At 64.4% G+C, this 17598-nt stretch carries 18 protein-coding genes; 12 read left to right on the plus strand and 6 right to left on the minus strand.

Annotation, left to right across the window (positions count from 1 at the left end; all coding sequences use genetic code 11):
• The first annotated feature begins 6 nt into the window (after positions 1–6).
• Genes LDO86_RS09730 through LDO86_RS09740 form a run of 3 tightly spaced genes read left to right on the plus strand, consistent with a single transcriptional unit; the run spans position 7 to position 1545 of the window.
• A complete protein-coding gene (locus LDO86_RS09730; RefSeq protein ID WP_018772109.1) occupies positions 7–363 on the plus strand; it encodes a non-heme iron oxygenase ferredoxin subunit in 357 nt (118 codons plus the stop codon).
• A gap of 42 nt (positions 364–405) precedes the next feature.
• A complete protein-coding gene (sufC, locus tag LDO86_RS09735; protein ID WP_018772108.1) occupies positions 406–1200 on the plus strand; it encodes a Fe-S cluster assembly ATPase SufC in 795 nt (264 codons plus the stop codon).
• Positions 1201–1212: 12 nt separating this feature from the next.
• Positions 1213–1545, plus strand: a complete 333-nt coding sequence (locus tag LDO86_RS09740; protein WP_018761278.1) for a metal-sulfur cluster assembly factor — start codon at positions 1213–1215, stop codon at positions 1543–1545.
• A 75-nt stretch (positions 1546–1620) separates the two neighbouring features.
• Here the strand turns inward: LDO86_RS09740 and LDO86_RS09745 are convergent, their stop codons facing one another.
• Positions 1621–2502: a neutral zinc metallopeptidase gene (locus tag LDO86_RS09745; protein WP_026266205.1), complete on the minus strand. Its 882-nt coding sequence runs from the start codon at positions 2500–2502 to the stop codon at positions 1621–1623.
• 58 nt (positions 2503–2560) lie between these two features.
• On the opposite strand from LDO86_RS09745, the gene LDO86_RS09750 reads away from it, so the two are divergent.
• Complete coding sequence (locus LDO86_RS09750; protein ID WP_018772106.1) at positions 2561–3967, plus strand: AMP-binding protein; 1407 nt, start codon at positions 2561–2563, stop codon at positions 3965–3967.
• 4 nt (positions 3968–3971) lie between these two features.
• Positions 3972–5159 (plus strand): thiolase family protein, encoded by a 1188-nt coding sequence (locus LDO86_RS09755; RefSeq protein ID WP_043425682.1) that lies wholly within the window; start codon positions 3972–3974, stop codon positions 5157–5159.
• Between the two features lie 16 nt (positions 5160–5175).
• Here the strand turns inward: LDO86_RS09755 and LDO86_RS09760 are convergent, their stop codons facing one another.
• From LDO86_RS09760 to LDO86_RS09770, 3 genes are read right to left on the minus strand one after another with little or no spacing between them, the layout of a single operon-like run.
• On the minus strand, positions 5176–5799 hold the full coding sequence (locus tag LDO86_RS09760; RefSeq protein WP_018772104.1) for an energy-coupling factor transporter transmembrane protein EcfT: 624 nt from the start codon (positions 5797–5799) through the stop codon (positions 5176–5178).
• Positions 5796–6527 carry an ABC transporter ATP-binding protein gene (locus tag LDO86_RS09765; RefSeq protein ID WP_018772103.1) on the minus strand — a complete coding sequence of 244 codons (732 nt, stop codon included), beginning with the start codon at positions 6525–6527 and terminating at the stop codon, positions 5796–5798. Before LDO86_RS09765 ends, LDO86_RS09760 begins: the two co-directional genes overlap by 4 nt.
• 11 nt (positions 6528–6538) lie before the next feature.
• Positions 6539–7183 carry a biotin transporter BioY gene (locus LDO86_RS09770; RefSeq protein ID WP_018772102.1) on the minus strand — a complete coding sequence of 215 codons (645 nt, stop codon included), beginning with the start codon at positions 7181–7183 and terminating at the stop codon, positions 6539–6541.
• Positions 7184–7736: 553 nt separating this feature from the next.
• On the opposite strand from LDO86_RS09770, the gene LDO86_RS09775 reads away from it, so the two are divergent.
• From LDO86_RS09775 to LDO86_RS09790, 4 genes are all read left to right on the plus strand, one after another.
• Positions 7737–8102: a hypothetical protein gene (locus LDO86_RS09775; protein WP_224084458.1), complete on the plus strand. Its 366-nt coding sequence runs from the start codon at positions 7737–7739 to the stop codon at positions 8100–8102.
• Positions 8103–8393: 291 nt separating this feature from the next.
• Positions 8394–9461: an IS30 family transposase gene (locus LDO86_RS09780; protein WP_224084479.1), complete on the plus strand. Its 1068-nt coding sequence runs from the start codon at positions 8394–8396 to the stop codon at positions 9459–9461.
• Positions 9462–10326: 865 nt separating this feature from the next.
• Positions 10327–10806, plus strand: coding sequence for a GNAT family N-acetyltransferase (locus tag LDO86_RS09785; protein ID WP_018771177.1), 480 nt, complete (start codon positions 10327–10329; stop codon positions 10804–10806).
• 37 nt (positions 10807–10843) lie between these two features.
• Positions 10844–11134, plus strand: coding sequence for an antibiotic biosynthesis monooxygenase (locus LDO86_RS09790; RefSeq protein WP_018771176.1), 291 nt, complete (start codon positions 10844–10846; stop codon positions 11132–11134).
• A 273-nt stretch (positions 11135–11407) separates the two neighbouring features.
• Here the strand turns inward: LDO86_RS09790 and LDO86_RS09795 are convergent, their stop codons facing one another.
• Positions 11408–11971 (minus strand): dihydrofolate reductase family protein, encoded by a 564-nt coding sequence (locus LDO86_RS09795; protein WP_018771175.1) that lies wholly within the window; start codon positions 11969–11971, stop codon positions 11408–11410.
• A 486-nt stretch (positions 11972–12457) separates the two neighbouring features.
• Between LDO86_RS09795 and LDO86_RS09800 the strand changes: the two genes are divergently transcribed.
• The 3 genes from LDO86_RS09800 (at position 12458) to LDO86_RS09810 (ending at position 16302) form a co-directional block, all read left to right on the plus strand.
• On the plus strand, positions 12458–14695 hold the full coding sequence (locus LDO86_RS09800; RefSeq protein ID WP_224084459.1) for an Ig-like domain-containing protein: 2238 nt from the start codon (positions 12458–12460) through the stop codon (positions 14693–14695).
• Positions 14696–14760: 65 nt separating this feature from the next.
• Positions 14761–15198 carry a VOC family protein gene (locus LDO86_RS09805; RefSeq protein WP_018771173.1) on the plus strand — a complete coding sequence of 146 codons (438 nt, stop codon included), beginning with the start codon at positions 14761–14763 and terminating at the stop codon, positions 15196–15198.
• Between the two features lie 90 nt (positions 15199–15288).
• Positions 15289–16302: a DUF808 domain-containing protein gene (locus tag LDO86_RS09810; protein WP_018771172.1), complete on the plus strand. Its 1014-nt coding sequence runs from the start codon at positions 15289–15291 to the stop codon at positions 16300–16302.
• A 28-nt stretch (positions 16303–16330) separates the two neighbouring features.
• On the opposite strand, the gene LDO86_RS09815 is transcribed toward LDO86_RS09810, so the two are convergent.
• Positions 16331–17395 carry a spore photoproduct lyase family protein gene (locus tag LDO86_RS09815; protein WP_018771171.1) on the minus strand — a complete coding sequence of 355 codons (1065 nt, stop codon included), beginning with the start codon at positions 17393–17395 and terminating at the stop codon, positions 16331–16333.
• Between the last annotated feature and the right edge of the window lie 203 nt (positions 17396–17598).

Consider the following 17598-nt stretch of genomic DNA (forward strand, 5'->3'; position numbering starts at 1 on the left):
GAACGTATGAGCGGCAAACCCAAGGGTGAGCTGGTGTGCAGCGCCAATGACATCCAGGTCAAGCAGGCGCTGCGCATCCTGGTGGACGGCTACCCCGTAGCCGTGGTCCGGGACTCGATGGGGGACATCCACGCCATCGGTGACACCTGCTCGCACGCGGACATTTCCCTGTCCGAAGGCGACGTGGAAGGTTGCGCCATCGAGTGCTGGGGGCATGGTTCCCAGTTCGACCTGCGCAGCGGCCAGCCGCTCCAGCTCCCCGCCTACGATCCCGTGCCGGTCTTCGCCGTCGAACTCGACGGGGACGACGTCTACGTGGACGTCACCAACGTTTTGAACGGCGCAGCAGTAGACAACTACTGAGCGCCCGCAGCACCAGACTTACGAGCGAAAAGAAAGAAGAGCATGTCAACTCTTGAGATCAAGGACCTGCACGTCAGCATTGAGACGGAACAGGGCACCAAGGAGATCCTGAAGGGCGTCAGCCTGACCATCAGGACCGGCGAGACGCACGCCATCATGGGCCCCAACGGCTCGGGCAAGTCCACCCTCGCGTCCACCATTGCAGGGCACCCCCGCTACACCGTCACCCGTGGCACCATCACGCTGGACGGCGAAGACGTGCTGGCCATGAGTGTTGACGAGCGCGCCCGCGCCGGCGTCTTCCTGGCCATGCAGTACCCGGTGGAGGTTCCGGGCGTCACCATGACCAACTTCCTGCGCACGGCCAAGACCGCCATCGACGGCCAGGCGCCTGCCCTGCGCACCTGGACCAAGGACGTCAAGGCCGCCATGGAGAAGCTGCGCATCGACGCCGACTTCGCCCAGCGCAACGTCAACGAAGGCTTCTCCGGCGGCGAAAAGAAGCGCGTGGAGATCCTGCAGCTGGAGCTCTTCAAGCCCAAGTTCGCCGTCCTGGACGAGACCGACTCCGGCCTGGACGTGGACGCGCTCAAAATTGTGTCCGAGGGCGTCAACCGTGCGCACTCCGAGGGAAACATGGGCACGCTGCTCATCACGCACTACACCCGCATCCTGCGCTACATCAAGCCTGACTTCGTGCACGTGTTCGTGGACGGACAGGTTGTCGAGGAGGGCGGCCCCGAGCTGGCCGACCGCCTCGAGGAAGAAGGCTACGACCGTTACGCCAAGGGCGCCGGCGCAGCCACCATCGCGGCTGCCGCCGCAGCACAGGCCTAGTAAGGACTTGTCATGACCGAAATCAAGCCGGGCCGCACGGCCCTGGAGGACGTCGAAGAGGCGCTCAAGGACGTCATCGACCCTGAGCTTGGCGTCAACGTGGTGGACCTGGGCCTCCTGTACGGCCTGAAGTACTCCGATGACGACGGTGCGCTCCTGATCGACATGACGCTCACCACCGCAGCCTGCCCGCTCACCGACGTGCTCGAGGAGCAGGTGGGCCAGGCCCTGGACGGCGTCGTTGACGACTGGCGCCTCAACTGGGTCTGGATGCCGCCTTGGGGTCCCGAGCGGATCACCGATGACGGCAAGGACCAGATGAGGGCCCTCGGCTTCAACATCTAGAAAAAAGTACGACGACGGCCGGTCACCATTCCCGCGAAAGGTGACCGGCCGTCGTCGTACCCCGTTCCATCGAGGTTAGAGGCTGGCGGCGCTGAAGGTGTCGCACTGCTTGATGTCGCCGGTCTGGTAGCCCCGGCTGAACCACCGCTGGCGTTCCTCACTGGAGCCGTGTGTCCAGCCTTCGGGGGAGACACGTCCGGTGGCTGCCTTCTGGATCCGGTCATCGCCCACTGATGCGGCCGCCGACAACGCGTCGTTGACGTCCTGCTGGGTGAGCGGTTCCAGGTAGGGCTGCCCGGTGGACGGGTCCGGCGTGGTGGATGCGTACTTGGCCCACAGGCCTGCATAGCAATCCGCCTGCAGTTCCGTACGGACGGAACCGGACTCCGGTCCCTGCGGGTCCTGCTGCGCCCGCTGCAGATCGCCCAGCAGGTTCTGGACGTGGTGGCCGAACTCGTGCGCCACTACGTATTCCTGGGCCAGAGGTCCGCCTGAGGAACCGAACCGGTCCACGAGTTCCTGGAAGAAACCGGGATCAAAGTAGGCGGTAGTGTCCGTGGGGCAGTAGAAGGGCCCTACTTCGGAGGTTGCGGCCCCGCACCCGGTGTTGGTGCCGCCGCTGAAGATCACGGCCTCCGGGCGGGGGTACTGCACGTTGTACTGCTTCAGGTAGCCGGGCCAGAACGCATTGAGGCTGTTCACCGTGCCGGTGATCCGGCAGTCCAGGCGGGCATCGGCGTCCGCTCCGGTGGTGCAGGCCGGTGCCGTGCCCTGGGACTGTCCGCCGGCACCGTTGTCCACCAGCCCGCCGAGCATGTTCGGGTTGATTCCCAGCAGGAGCGCAACGAGCAGCACCAGGCCGCCGCCGATTCCGCCGCCGATTTTCACGCCGGTGCCCATGCCCCTACGGTCCTGGACCTGGGAAGGATCAAGCTGCACGTTGTCATTGAAACTCATATCGTCACAATACCCGCGGGCCGGGGGCTCAACCCGTGGCGGCCGGTAAAGTTGGTCCGTGCCTTTCCTCGACAAGATCCAGCTCTGGGCTGGGCAACGGCCGCACGACACTGCCGTGGTGATCGCGGGCCGGCGACTGGACTGGGCGGAGCTGCTGGATGCCGCCGCGGGTCTGGTGCCGGAGATGAAGTCCGTCAGTACCCTGTGCGAGTCCAATTCGGTGGACTTTGCCGTAAAGTTCGCAGCCGCCGTGGCCGGCGGCCGCCAGTGCGCGGTCCTGGACCCTTCGTGGCCCGCACCGCTGCAGGAGGATATTGTCCGGCGGGTGGAGGCATGCGCCGTTCCGGCCCAGGTCTCCCCGGACGACGTGCTGGCCGACGGCCCGCCTGGCTCCAGCTTCCTCATCGGCCTCACTTCCGGCACTACGTCTGTACCCAAGGCGTTTACCCGCTCCCGGCGGTCATGGCAGCAGTCCTTCGACGCTTCCATCGAGTTTTTCGGGCTTCGCCAGGACGACGTCACCCTTGCGCCCGGGCCGCTGGCTGCCAGCCTGAACCTCTATGCCCTGGCCGAATGCCTCTACGCCGGATCCGAGTTCCAAACACTGGAGACGTTCGACGTCGGCGACGTCCACGCTGCCATCACCCACGACCGGGTCACCCGGCTGGTCCTGGTGCCCACCATGCTGCGGATGCTCAGCGAACGGGGGATGACAGGGTGCGTGGACGCCTCCGGAATCCGCACCATCATCTGTGCAGGCTCCAAACTCGATGCCCGCACCCTGGAAGCGGCACGGCGCTGGGCGCCGAACGCCACCATTTATGAGTACTACGGCGCCTCCGAGCTGAGCTTCGTCTCCGGCCTGGGCCTGGCCGCGGGACAGGTTCCGGCGGCGGGCGGCACGGGAATCGGGCGGCCCTTTCCCGGTGTCGATGTCCGGATCCTGGATGACGGTGGCGCAGCGGTTCCGGACGGCGGCTACGGCAACATCTGCGTCCGCAGCGGCATGGTGAGCAACGGCTACCTGTGGGGCGACGACGGCGAGGCGCTGCGGTCCTTCGGCGACTGGTACACGGTGGGGGACCAGGGCTACCTTCTGGACGGCGAGCTGCACATCCTTGGCCGGCGCGCGGACATGATCCTTACCGCCGGAAGGAACGTCTACCCGCACGAGGTGGAACTGGCCCTGGCGGCAGTCCCGGGTGTGGCGGCAGCGGTGGCCGCCGGCGTGGCTGACGATCTGCGCGGCCAGCGCGTGGTGGCGGGGGTGGTTGCATCCCATGGCGGGCTGACGGCCACGCAGTTGCGCGCCGGCCTGGAGGACATCCTGTCCCGGCACAAGCGGCCCCTGCAGTACTACCTCCTGCCGGAACTTCCCACCACGGACCGCGGCAAGGTCAGCCGGAACCTGCTGCTGGAGTGGATCAACACCCGGGACCCCAGGGTACGGCCCCTTGGTGGCTGACGCGGTGCACGCTGAGCTCCTGCCGCCGGACCGCCAGCCGGTGATCATCGCCGCCCGCCGCACCCCGGTGTGCCCGGTCAACGGAGCCCTGCGCACCCTGCGGGCACATCAACTCCTGGCCCCGGTGCTGCGCGCGCTCGTCTCCGAACTGTCCCTGGAGCCGGAGTCCGTTGCCGACGTCGTGATCGGCAACGCGGTGGGCGGCGGCGGAAACGTGGCCCGGTTGGCCTTGCTGGAGGCGGGTCTGCCCGTCACCGTACCCGGGATCACCGTGGACCGGCAGTGTGGCTCAGGACTGGACGCCATCGTCCTCGCCGCCCGGCTCGTGGCGGCAGGAGGCAGTCCCGTTTACCTGGCTGGGGGAGTGGAGAGCACCAGCACCGCGCCCCTGCGCGCCAACCGGAGGGACGACGGCGGCCCGGAGTTTTACGCCCGCGCCCAGTTTGTGCCGGCCAGCTACGGCGATCCGGACATGGGTACCGCCGCGGAAACGGTAGCCGCGGAATACGGCGTCGGCAGGGACCGCCAGGATGCCTTCGCCCTTGCCAGCCACCGGAAGGCCCTCACGGCGACCCGGGACGGGCGTTTCGCGGGCGAACTCGTGCCACTGGCCACCGCTGCCGGGACCGTCTCCGTCGATGGCGGGCCGCGGGCCGGCCTGACCCCCGCCATCATGGCAAGGTTCCCGGCCGCCTTCGTGCCGGGAGGAACCGTTACCGCCGGAAACTCCTGCTTCGACGCGGACGCCGCCGCCGCCGTCGTCATCACCTCCCTGGAGCGTGCACGCCGGCTGGGGGCACGCGACGGCCTGGTGGTGCGCGGCACCGGCACAGCCGGCGTGGCCCCCCAGGTACTGGGGATCGGTGCTGCCCCTGCCGCGCGGGAGGTGCTGGCCCGTGCCGGGGTGTCAGCCGGCGAGGTGGGCCTGGTGGAATTCAATGAGGCGTTCGCGTCGCAGGCACTTGCCTGCCTGGACCAGCTTGGCATCGATCCCGAGCGGGCAAACCTCGACGGCGGTGCGCTGGCCCTGGGGCATGCCTACGGTGCGTCCGGGGCCGTCCTGGTGACGCGGCTGCTGGCCCAGGCGAGGGGCGCCGGCACGCCGGGAACCCTGGGGCTGGCGATGATCAGCATGGCGGGCGGCATGGGGACCGCGGCACTGCTGGAGTACCGGCAGCTGTCGCCAGCCTGATCTTCAGGGGGCTGTGTCAGTCCTCGGCCTCGCCGAGGCCGCGGGCGGCGAGCGCTTCGCCGGTTTGGCGGGCGTAGGCCACGGAGGTGATGAACACGGGCAGGATCAATGCGCGCGGGTTGCGCTCCAGGCCCCGTGCCCGGGCGGAATCGCGGACGTCGGCGAACGTGCCGGCAATGAACGGGATGCTGCGAAGCATGATGCCAGTAGTCAGGGCGAAGCGTTCAGGATCGGCGCCGAGCCTCCTGAACGGACGCGCCAGCCGGACAACGCCATCCAGGAGCTGTTGAATGGGTGTGGTGGCGGTGAGCAGGGACGCCGCCACCACGCAGACCAGGATGTTCAGGACGATCCGCGCCGCAGTGGGGCCGCCGAGCTGCCACCACTGGAAGAACCCGATGGCCAACAGCACTGGAGCCAGCGGCCGGACGGCTCCCCAGATCCGTCTCGCGCCGGCGCCTGCCAACAGGAACAGTCCGGTGAGCATGGCCAGCACGGCAGCGGAGATGCGCCAATCCACGATGACGAAGGACGCCAGGCCGCAGGCAAACACAAGCCCGAACTTCAGCGCCAGCGGTGCGCGGTGAAGGAGGGAGTTGCCTGGCACGTAATTGGCCAGGAGGAATCCGTGGCCCCTCACGGAGCGTCCCTGCCTGCCGGATTCAGCCCCTGCAGGCACCACGAACGGTAGGCTGCCACGGCTTCGCCAGGGGCGCCGTCAAATGCCACGCGGCCTGCTTCGATGACCAGGACGCGGTCCATTTCCAGTGCCAGGTCCAGGTCATGGGTGGACATGATGATCTGCTGGTCCAGGTTGGCCAGCGTCCGGCGGAGCAGCTCACGGTTGCGCAGGTCAAGGAGGGTGGAGGGTTCATCCAGGACCAGGACCGCAGGGTTCACTGCGAGCACGGCGGCGAGCGCCATGAGCTGGCGCTCACCGCCGGACAGCTCGTAGATGCTCTGGTCGGCCAGGTGCAGGAGCCCCAGCCGTTCGAGCGCCGCGTCGGCCTGGCGACGCCGCTCGGGGCCGTTTTTCACGGAACGGCGCAGGGACAGCTCCACATCCTCCCTGCCGGTGGGCATCACCAGCTGGGAGAGGGGATCGGTGAAGACGAAGCCGACGTTCCGCCTGACTTTCCGCACGGCACGCACTGTATCGTCGCCGTCGACCGTCACCGTGCCGGTGGTGGGCTGGATGAGCCCGTTGACCAGGCGCAGCAGCGTTGACTTCCCCGAGCCGTTGGCGCCGATGACGCCCACGCGTGCCTCCTCCAGCCGGAGGGTCACCGCGTCAAGGAGGACTTTGGGCTGTGCGGAGTTCTCCGTTTCGACGGCGACGGACGCCTGGTCAAAGGTCACTGCGGGCATGGCGGGAGGTCCTAGGCGCTTTCGGACGCGGCGGTACGCCGGCGCACGCGGCGGACCAGGACGTCGGGGAAGGCGCGGTGAAGGGCGACGGCGATCGCGGCGGCGAGGACATTCTTGATGATGTCGCCCGGGTAGAAGACCAGGTCGCCCAGGAAGGCCTGCTCCAGGGTGGCCTTGGAGTTCAGCGCGATGCCCAGGATGCCCAGCGAGTGCACAACCACGATGCTCGTGGCCGTGGCAGCCACGAAGAACCAGAGGGCGCGGGCCTTGGTGGTGCGTTTGATCACCACGGTGGCCAGCCATCCCACGACGCCTGCGGCGATGGGGAAGGCGATGATGTAGCCGGCCGAGGGTCCGGCGAGGATGCCCAGGCCGCTGCGGCCCTGGCTGAAGATGGGCAGGCCGGCCAGGCCAAGGAGCGTGTAAAGCCCGACGGCGGCGAACCCGCGGGCGGGGCCCAGCACCAGTCCGGTGAGCATGACGGCCAGGGTCTGGAAGGTGATGGGGACGCCGAAGCCGTTCAGGGCCAGTCCGGGCACCAGGGCTGCGCCGGCCACGAGGGCGGCAAAAACGGCGATCAGCCCAAGGTCAGTGCCGTTCCAGCGGCGGCGCTCCGTCCGCGGGCTGTTCTTGGGGGTGGTCTCGGTATTGCTCATGGTGGTCCTGTCGGGGTTGTACAAGCGGAATCTAATGTACAGCCGACGCTACCGGGGTGGAACACCGCCCATTTTGTAGGGGATCTACTAAACCGGGCCGCGCCTGCCTCGGGCTGGGCACAAAGAGCCCTCGGTCACGGGTCTTGTCGCTTCTTCCGGCGCGTGAGGCCCCCACTGTTGATCGTACCGACGAGGCTCCTATCCACTGGTGGCTGCACCTCTTCCACCGAACGGTTGTCAGACTTTGTTGCGGGAGTCTCCCGGCTTCTGGGTCTCGGGGGAGAACCCCAGGAGCAGGTGACGACACCGGCGGCGCCAGGGCGTGGCCCCCGTCCTACCGGCCTCACGTCGAATCGTGTAGGCGCCGCAGGCGCAGCTGGCCGGCGCGCATCCCACTGCCATGCCGGCGTACCTTGGTCCTCATGCCCCCATCTGCTCCGACGTCTCGAAACCGTCCAGAAAACCACCGGTTTTGAGACGATTTGATGTGTAGCGGTTAGGGCACCCCTGATTCTGTTGATCGAAGCAACACCCAATCCAGGGAGTTCCTTCGATGTATCAACAGTTCGATTCGCCCACCGGTGTCAGGTTTCTTGCTCTCATAAAGGAGGGCAAGAGTTTCAGAGAATCAGTACGGGTGACCGGAGTCGGTAAGGAGACGGGTTACCGGTGGCTGCGTGATGAGTACCTCCGATTCCGCAGCAAAGGCCTCGACCACGTAGCTGCCCAGGTCGAACTGGGATTCACGTCACGCAATGCCGAGAAATGGAACGAACGCTTCCTGAGAAGCTCCGGGCGCCATCACTTCCAAGTCGACCCAGCTGTTGAGGAAGCGTTCTGGTCCTCATACTCCACCGGCATGAGCGTATTGGCTGCTGCAACATCAGCAGGCGTAAAGCACACGACAGGGTACCGGTGAGTCTACCGGCGTTTCATCGCTCTGCGAAGTGGACTTCCGCTGGCAGAGGTTGTCGATGCGTTACGACTGTCCCCGGGGACAACCGTTAGATGGGAAGCCCAACGGAGAAAAGAACTGGAAGCCGAAAAAGCACGTCTGCTGAAAGCCGAGCGGGAAGCGATTCGGACCGCGAGGATCGTTGCCGAGAGGGTTGCAGCTCCTTTGTCTCCAGCACAAAAGCGACGCGCGTTACGGGAGACACGATATTGGGAGTTGGTGGGCTCCGGTGCTTCCAATGCTGCCGCCTGCAGGATGTTGGGCGTGAGCAGGGTTATCGGGACAAGGCTTCGGAACCAGAGGGCGCAACAGCCACGGGCCAGCCTCAAACCACCATCGGGCAGGTACTTGTGCCTGCGCGAGAGGCTTCAAATGGCGGACCTGCTCCGCTTGGGATGTTCTCTGCGGCAAATTGGCAGGGAGCTGGGGAGGCATGCCTCGACCATCAAACGGGAGCTTGACCGGCACCGTGATCCCCGGGGGCGCTACTTGCCCCATATCGCCGATCACGAAGCGCGCAGCCAGCGACGTCGGCCGAGGGATCGGAAATTGCACGCTAATCCACGCCTGCACGCACTGGTGCAAACAAAGCTAACCAGTCACTGGTCGCCGGAGCAGATCTGCGGGTGGTTGGCGCTGGAATTTCCCGCTGAACCAGCGCTGCGGCTCTGTCCGGAGACAATCTACCAAGCACTATTGTTCGGCGATCATGGCGGGCTAAGAACGGCTGGCAAGCCACGCCTGCGCACAGGGCGAAAGATTCGTAAGCACCGCTGGCGGACAGGATCAGGTCATGGTTCCGTCGTGAAGAACATGACGATGATTCACGAAAGACCGCCAGAGGTTGATGCCAAAGAAGAGGCCGGCCACTGGGAAGGTGACCTCATCGTGGGGGTTGGTTCCGCATCCGCTATGGTCACCTTACGGGAACGAAAGACCCACTACGGAATCATCATCAACCTTCCGCACGGACACACCGCAGCGCAGACCAACCAAGCGATCATCGCTGCCTTCTCAGGCTTGCCGGCTCACCTGAAGCAGACACTGACTTGGGACCAAGGCGTGGAAATGGCCCGTCATCAGGAATTAGCGGCCGCTACCGGACTGCGGATCTACTTCGCGGAGCGGTCCAGCCCCTGGCAACGCGGCGCGAATGAGAACTTTAATGGCCTCGCGCGCCAATACTTCCCAAAGGGTACGGATCTCTCCGTCCATTCAGAGGTCCACGTCAAACAGGTCTGCGTCGAGCTGAACAGCAGGCCACGCAAAAGCCTCGGCTACCTCACTCCGGCAGCAATCTTTCAATTCTCGACGGACGGATAGGCTCCCACGCCAAGAGCCTCCAGCTGCCGACTGGCGACGCCTCTCCCGCGTCCCGTCAGTCTGCCCCTATCCTCCGGTTCACAACGTGGCCTGCAGTGGCAGCACTCTTCAGTAGATCTTCAAGGCGATTCCTAAAAAACTGTTCTGCGCCGAAAAAAGTTCGGTCCGTCAAACGCCACCCGAAAGTGTCAAAAGCGCGTGCCTGAAGCTTGCACCCGTCATCGATTGCTGTCGCCGTAACCTCCAGGGCAACTGGAAGAACTTTCTCGCCTGAAAGGAGGTTTCCGAGGATCCTATAAAACCAATTAGAGCCAGCACGGATACGTACCGCTCCGCCGTCGATTTCAACCTTCGCGCGTGACTTAGCGAACGATCCCGCAATGGCTTCGATGGCGGCGCTGGCACCTAAGGGCGATCGCCAGTGCTCAGTTATCTCCACGATTGGTTTTCCCTTGAAACCATCAGCGCCCACGACAACGCCCCCTTCATTGCGGAAGGACGTGTTCTTTGGACGTCCCGGTACCGAATCTACAGGCGATCTTTCTAATAAGGGATAACCTCTTTGCGCAGCCTATCCAGGAGGCCGTTCTACAGCTCCCTTCGTACTCTCGTAGACTTCAACCACAGGGCGACAGAGCCCGAAAGTAGCCCGTTGTTGCGTCGACCACTTGAATCCGCCGCACCTTCACCGTGCAATCATCGTGCGGGGTAAACGTGCATAGGGAGGCCAGCAACGGTGCCGAGGGAAGAATCTTGCGTGGCCGCGCGCTCGGCCACCGGCTTACGGGCGGTACATCGTCACTTCCCCAGGCTGAGCCAATGCGCACTGAGATATCCCTGCTCGTCGTCGTGACAGGATAGACTAATGAACCTAACACCACTTCCAGACGTTCGTGCGGAGCAGGGAAGCGCGTCCGCACGGGACGCGGCCGGAATCTGGGCTCGCGCTACCGCTCTGCGGGATCAACTCCCCGTAATTCCAGCGGTCGACGACAAACTGCCGGGTATTGAATCAGCGCTTGCCCTTGACGGGGCGCTGCTACTAATGGCCCGTACTGGTGATCGCGCGATGGCGTTCTCGATCGTCGTTCCTCGACTGGATGTTTTGGAAGTGCTCTATCTAGCAGTTGACCCGGAAGCCTGGGGCAACGGTCTTGCGCGCCAACTCCTTGATCATGTCCGACGCCACTCGCTGGACGTGCAGATTTCTATGGAGCTTTGGGTTATCGCTGACAACACGAGAGCCATCGCCTCCTACGAAAGTGCCGGCTGGATTCCAACGTCCGACGTTAAGGTTCGCAACTCGCCGGGCCGGCCGGAACGACGCTACATCCTGTCCCCGTAAGGGATCGTCAACCGGACGGCTGTGAGAAGCTGAGCGAGTGATTCTGGAGCACGCGATCCTCCCCGTCCGTACCGGCAGCGAGTCGGATTTCGAAGAGGCATTCCGGGTGGCGCGACCTCTGATCAGCAGGCAGCCGGGGTTCCGCAGTCTTTCGATTTCGCGGTCGATCGAGTCCCCAAACCTGTACCTTCTCCTCGTTGAGTGGGATTCGATGGAAGCTCACACCGACGGCTTCCGTGGGTCCGCCGACTACGAGCAATGGAAGGGCCTGCTGCACCATTTCTACGACCCGTTCCCGGTCGTTGAGCACTTCACAACGGTGCGGTAGCCGATCCCCTTGCGGACAGCCAAACTCGTCCCCTGGTCCGTCTGGATCTGTCTCATGACTCGGGTAAGTAAGAGTCCCGGTGTTTCGAGGTGCAGAGGCCTTCGAGGCACCGAATGGGCCCAATTGAATGGGCCGCTACCCCTCAGTCGGATCCATACCCGGACGGTCGCCTTTGGTGAAGAACACGATCCTGCACGAACGTCCATCGCCTCATAACAGAGTGCAGCGAGATGCTTGGTTGGCCCGGGGCCATGCTGACCCGACGTCGGGTATTCAGCGCCTGGTCTCGTACCTGGTCAGCAGCACGCCGTCGGGAAACGGCCGGGTCTCCACCAGGCTCAGGTTTACCCAGTTGTCCAGGGCGGTGAAGAACGGCGTGCCGCCGCCCACCAGGACCGGATGGGTGACGAGCACGTAGTCGTCGATCAGCCCGGCCCGCATGGCCGCCCCGGCGAGTGTGGCACCGCTGATGTCCATGGCGCCGCCGTCGCCGGCCTTGAGCCGGGTGATTTCGGTGACCGCGTCGCCGGTGACCAGGCGGGTGTTCCAGCCGACCGTGCTGATAGTCGAGGAGAACACTGCCTTCGGCATCTCCCGCCAGCGGTGGGCGAACTCGATCTGCGCCGGTGTGGCGCCAGGCTGCTGGTCGGCAGTCGGCCAGTGGGAGCTCATGGTCTCCCACAGTTTGCGCCCGTACAGCGCCAGCCCGGTCACCGCAACCCGGTCCGACCACCATTGGAACAGCTCGTCGCTCGGTACGCCCCAGCCGAGGTTGTCCCCGGGCGCGGCAATGTAGCCATCCACGCTCATGTTCATGGCGAAGGTGAGGTTGCGCATGGCGATAGTCTCCCGTCGTTTGGTATTCGCTGTACAGACCGGCGGTTGACGGAGGTGGACCCGTGTGCGCTCCGCAGGCGATAGGAAGTGCCGGAACGGATCACGAGCGGTAGTCCATACACCGCTGCAAACATCCAGCAGAACTGTCAATTCAGACGTAAATGGTTTCGTGCTGAAAATGCTTTTTAGCAGGCCTCCACAAAATCGAAGTCTATGCAATAACAATGTGGAACTGCTGTGGAAACCCGAAGAATACGTTCCTTTTGCCGTGTAGGGGCAGGGATTAGGGGGAGCCCGGGATTGTTTCGGATGCCCCCAGCAATGACACTGAACGAACTGATAATTGGCGGTGGCATTGGACTCCGGGGAGCTAAATTGATTCATAGTCCGTTTTTCCACAGGGGCGAGCGTGGCAGTAGTTCCAGAAGGGCCGCGCTTTTCCAATTGCTAGGACTTGATCGCTTGGCTTGCGGCCTCCTGACAGCGATGTTGGTTGTGCTGGCTGCTCTGGCAGTGCCGGTCCCGGCGTCGGCTGCCACCGGTGATGTTGGCGTTGAAGGTCCATCGCATACAGGAACGGACAGTCCCACGGGCACCAAGCGGGCCACCAGTTCGCTGTGGTTCACCGACGGCTCCTGGTGGGGCAACCTGTGGAGTTCGGCCACGTCGGATTTCCACATCTTCAGGTTCAATGCCGCGACGGGTTCCTGGGTGGATACGGGTGTGGCAACTGATCCCCGCCCAAGCACCCACCACGACGTGTTGTGGGACGGGAAGACGCTGTATGTGGCCAGCTACCGGTTCGTTAACGACGAGCTGCCGGCTGAGCCCAACTACCCCACAACATTGCGCCGCTACAGCTATGACTCGAGCACCAAAAAGTACAGCCTGCTGAGTTCCACCCAGATCAACAACTCCAAAGTTGAGGTCCTGACCATCGATAAGGACACCACTGGCAGGGTCTGGGCCACGTGGCAGCAGGGAAACAGGATCTACCTCAACGTGACCGCCACGGACGGCAAAACGTGGGGAACCCCCTTCCAGCATCCGGCATCGATGAGCAACGTCTCCGTGGATGACACGTCGGCCGTTATCGCGTTCGACGGGAAGATGGGCGTCATGTGGAGCCGGCAGGTCGGCGACTCCACCGATGGCATGTACTGGAGCTACCACGTCGACGGCGCCTCGACCACGTCCTGGAGCACCCCCGTTGCGGCAGTTTCGGGCCAGAGCAGCAGCGATGACCATATGAATCTGAAGTGGCTGGACTCCTCGGGTGGCAGGGTTTTCGCCGCTATCAAGACGTCCTACACGTCAGCATCGCAGCCCCTGATACAGCTCCTGGCACTCAGTGGAACCACGTGGTCGGCGCACACGATCGCAACCGTGGCGGAGTGTCCCAACCGCGTGATCGTGATGATTGACGAGAGCACCCAGCGGCTGCGTACTTTCGCCACCTATCCGAAACCTAGCGGCACGACGGATGCCGGTGTCTGCACCAGTACGGGAGGCGCGATCTACGAGAAGTCCACGCCGCTGGACAAGATCAGCTTCACCACCACCAAGACAGCCCGCATCGTGGACGCCGACCAATATGTGCACAACGTGACCTCGACCAAACAAAACCTCAACAGTGCCGACCGTGGCACGGCGAACAGCGGCCTGCTGGTGCTTGCGGATGCGAATGCGACCAGCCGGTACTGGCACTACTACGATCCGACCGGCGGCGGCAGCACTGATACGGCAGCCCCCACCGTGACGGCGACGTCTCCCGCTGCCGGTGCCACGGGTGTGGCAGTGGCGGCGAACGTGACCGGGACGTTCTCGGAGGCCATGACTGCCTCGACGATTACAGCGAACACGTTCACCTTGAAGACGGGGACGACGACGGTGCCGGCCGCCGTGTCGTACAACAGCACAGACAAAGTGGCCACATTGAACCCCAGTGCCGACCTGGCGGCCGGTTCGACGTACACGGCAACCATCACGGGCGGCGTGGCCGGGGTAAAGGATGCAGCAGGCAATCCTCTGGCATCGGACAGGACGTGGACCTTCACCACGGCTGCGCCCGCACCCGCGCAGACTCCCATTGCGGTGAAGGCGGCGTCACTCAACGGTGGGCTGGGAGCAGCCACCACCCCGGAGATCTACGGCCTGAAGGACAACGGCGGATACCAGTGTTTTGAACGCGGATGCATCCTCTACTCGCCGGCAACAGGGGCCCACATCTCGGTGGGGGCGATCCGCAGTCTTTGGGCGGCCACGGGGTTTGAAACCGGCGGGCTGGGATACCCGGTCACCGACGAAGTGGGCGGGCTCAGGGACGGCGGGGTGTACCAGAACTACCAGGGCGGCGCCATCATCTGGTCGCCGGCAACAGGGGCCCACATCTCGGTGGGGGCGATCCGCAGTCTTTGGGCGGCCACGGGGTTTGAAAACGGTGGGCTGGGATACCCGGTCACCGACGAAGTGGGCGGGCTCAGGGACGGCGGGGTGTACCAGAACTACCAGGGCGGCGCCATCATCTGGTCGCCGGCAACAGGGGCCCACATCTCCGTTGGCGGCATCCGTTCAATCTGGGCCTCCACAGGGTTTGAATCCGGCCGCCTCGGATACCCCACCAGTAACGAATACGCGACGGGCAATGACGGAAGCGTGGCCCAGAACTACCAGGGCGGCGTTATTCACTGGAGCCCGACCCGGTCCTACATCTCATGGTTCTGAGGACCGGACCGGCGCGTTGTCCGTTTGGTGTCCTGAAACCCCCTGCGACTTGGTAATGTCTGGCCATGCCCATCAAGCTGGAAAACGTCGGCATAGCCGTCCGCGACCTTGACGCGGCCATCGCGTTCTTTACCGATCTCGGACTCACCGTCCTGGGCCGGCAGACGGTCAGTGGAGAGTGGGCGGACACCGCCGTGGGCCTTGACGGGAACCACGCCAAAATCGCCATGCTCCAAACCCCGGACGGACACGGCCGCCTTGAGCTCTTCGAGTACATCCACCCCGCGGCGATCGAGACTCCACCCACGTTGCCCAACGAGATCGGCATGCACCGCGTCGCATTCTCAGTGGAGGACATCGACGCAGCACTTGAAATCGCGGCGACGCACGGCTGCCACCCCCTGCGCGGTGTGGCCACCTACGAAGACGTCTACAAGCTGACCTACGTCCGGGGGCCCAGCGGCATCATCGTAATGCTCGCCGAGGAACTGAAGAAGGGCTGAGCGCCCGCTGCAATATACTCCCAACATGCCCTTCTCGCACCCAGCCCTCAATACCCATCGGTCCGTTACCGTGCTGCGCGGAGGCCAGCTGTGAGCGGCGGCCTGGTTGCCCTGCTCGATGACGTTGCGGCCCTGGCCCGGATTGCGGCCGCCTCGGTGGACGACGTCGCGGCCGGCGCCGCCAAGGCTGGGGCCAAGGCCGCGGGCGTCGTGATCGACGACGCCGCCGTCACCCCGCAGTATGTGTCGGGCTCGGACCCGTCCCGTGAACTGCCGATGATCAAGAAGATCTTTTGGGGCTCCATCCGGAACAAACTCCTGATCATCCTCCCGGCCCTGCTGCTCATCAGCGCGTTCGTCCCGGGAATCATCCCGTTCATCCTCATGCTGGGCGGCACCTACCTCTGCTACGAGGGCGCAGAAAAGGTCTGGCACAAACTCCGCGGCGGCCACGAAGAGGACGGGGATACTCCGGCGGTGGACCGCGGGCACGATGCAGAGGCCAAGGTGGTCAAGGGCGCCATCACCACGGACTTCATCCTGTCCTGCGAAATCATGGTCATCTCCATGAACGAGGTTGCCGCCGAGTCCATCTGGGTCCGCGCATTCATCCTGGTCATGGTCGCGTTCGCCATCACGGTGCTTGTCTATGGCGCGGTTGCACTCATCGTCAAGATGGACGACATCGGGGTCCATCTGGCTGCCAAGGACTCTCCCCGCGCCAAGCGCCTTGGGCATCTGCTGGTGAGGGGCATGCCCGCCGTGCTGACCACCATTACCTTGGTGGGAACAATCGCCATGCTGTGGGTGGGCGGGCACATCATGGTGCAGGGGGCACACGACCTCGGCTGGCATGCACCCTATGACCTGATCCATGCACTCGAGCACCCGGTGGCCGGGGTTGCGGTTGTGGGCGGCTTCCTGGCTTGGCTGGTCGACACCCTGTGCTCGGCAGTTATCGGTCTCGCCTGGGGCCTGTTAATCCTGGCAGTCGTAGGACCGCTGCTGAAAGTACTGCCGTTCGGCAAGGCCAAGGGCGGCCACGACGAGCACGCGGAAACGACCCGGGCCGAGGCCCCTGGCCCGAAGAAGCATGACGCCTGACGGACAGCGCGTACCTCGGGAGCGAACCCTAGAACGCGTAGCGGATGCGGCAGTAGGGAGTTAACTTCCCCATCAGTGTGGTGAGCTGCCGGACGTACCCCGCCTTCGCCCGCGCCCGGTACCGGACGTTGCTGAAACCGTTCGACGAGACCTTGGCTTCCTGGAGATCGGGACGCCACAGGACGTCTTCAGCCTGCGGATGCCAGCCCAGGTTGACCTGGTGCAGCTGGTCATTGTGCGTCAGGAAAATGACTTCCGCGGCCAGCTGCTCCTTGGCCGCCGGCGTCAGGGTCGAATCGAGTTGGCGCAGCAGCTGCTCCCAGTCCGAGAGCCAGGTGTCGGTGATGATGACGGGGGAGAAGTTCACATGCACCTGGTAGCCGGCCTCAACAAAGTCGTTGATGGCGGCCATCCGCTCCGCCACCGGCGACGTCCGGACGTCAATGGACTTCGCCAGGTCCGCGGGCATCAGCGAAAAGCGGATCCGGGTGTGCCCGCCGTGCTCCCAGTCCAGCATTGCCGGGTTGACGAACTTGGTGGCAAAGGACAGCTTCGCATTGGGCAGTTCGCGGAAAAGCGTGACAAGCTCCTCCACGTTGTCGCTGATCAGTGCATCGACCGAGCAGTCACTGTTTTCGCCGATGTCGTAGACCCAGAGTTCCGGGTCGCACTGGTTGGGCTCCAGCTTGATCCCCTGGCGGACGGCGTGCCGCTCAATGGCTCCGGCGATCTGGCCAATGTTGGCGAAGACCGTGACCGGATTGCTGTAGCCCTTGTGGCGCGGCACGTAGCAGTAGGCGCAGGCCATGGCGCAGCCGTTGGCTGTGGAGGGTGCGATGAAGTCTGCTGACCGCCCATTGGGCTTGACGGCCAGCGACTTCTTGACGCCAAGGACCAGCGCTTCTGTCTTGATCCGGGACCAGCGCGGGACGTTGGTTTCGTCACCATGCACGTCCGGAATGTTCCAATGGTTTTCGACCAGTACGACGTCGGCATCCGGCCAGCGTGCCACGATCTCCTGTCCCCGGGGCAGCTCCAACGCGGCAGGCTGGGCGTAGATGCGCCGGATCTGGAGCAGCCGATCGAATTCCATGACCTCATTCTCTCCGACACTCCGGGGCCGCAGGCCGCGGTGACGCCCACGGCATCAGCAGCAATTCCCCGCAGCAGGTTCCCGCGGAAAGTGCACTGCTCCGGCGGACGGTAGACTGGACTGTGCCGTTCTCCGGCCACTCTGCCCCAGCGTCCCTTACGTAGTACGTGCGCGGACCAGGGCGTTCCCTGTTGTGAAAGGCC

Origin of the sequence: Arthrobacter sp. StoSoilB19, assembly GCF_019977275.1 — a bacterium.
In the GTDB taxonomy this organism is placed as follows: Bacteria; Actinomycetota; Actinomycetes; order Actinomycetales; family Micrococcaceae; genus Arthrobacter.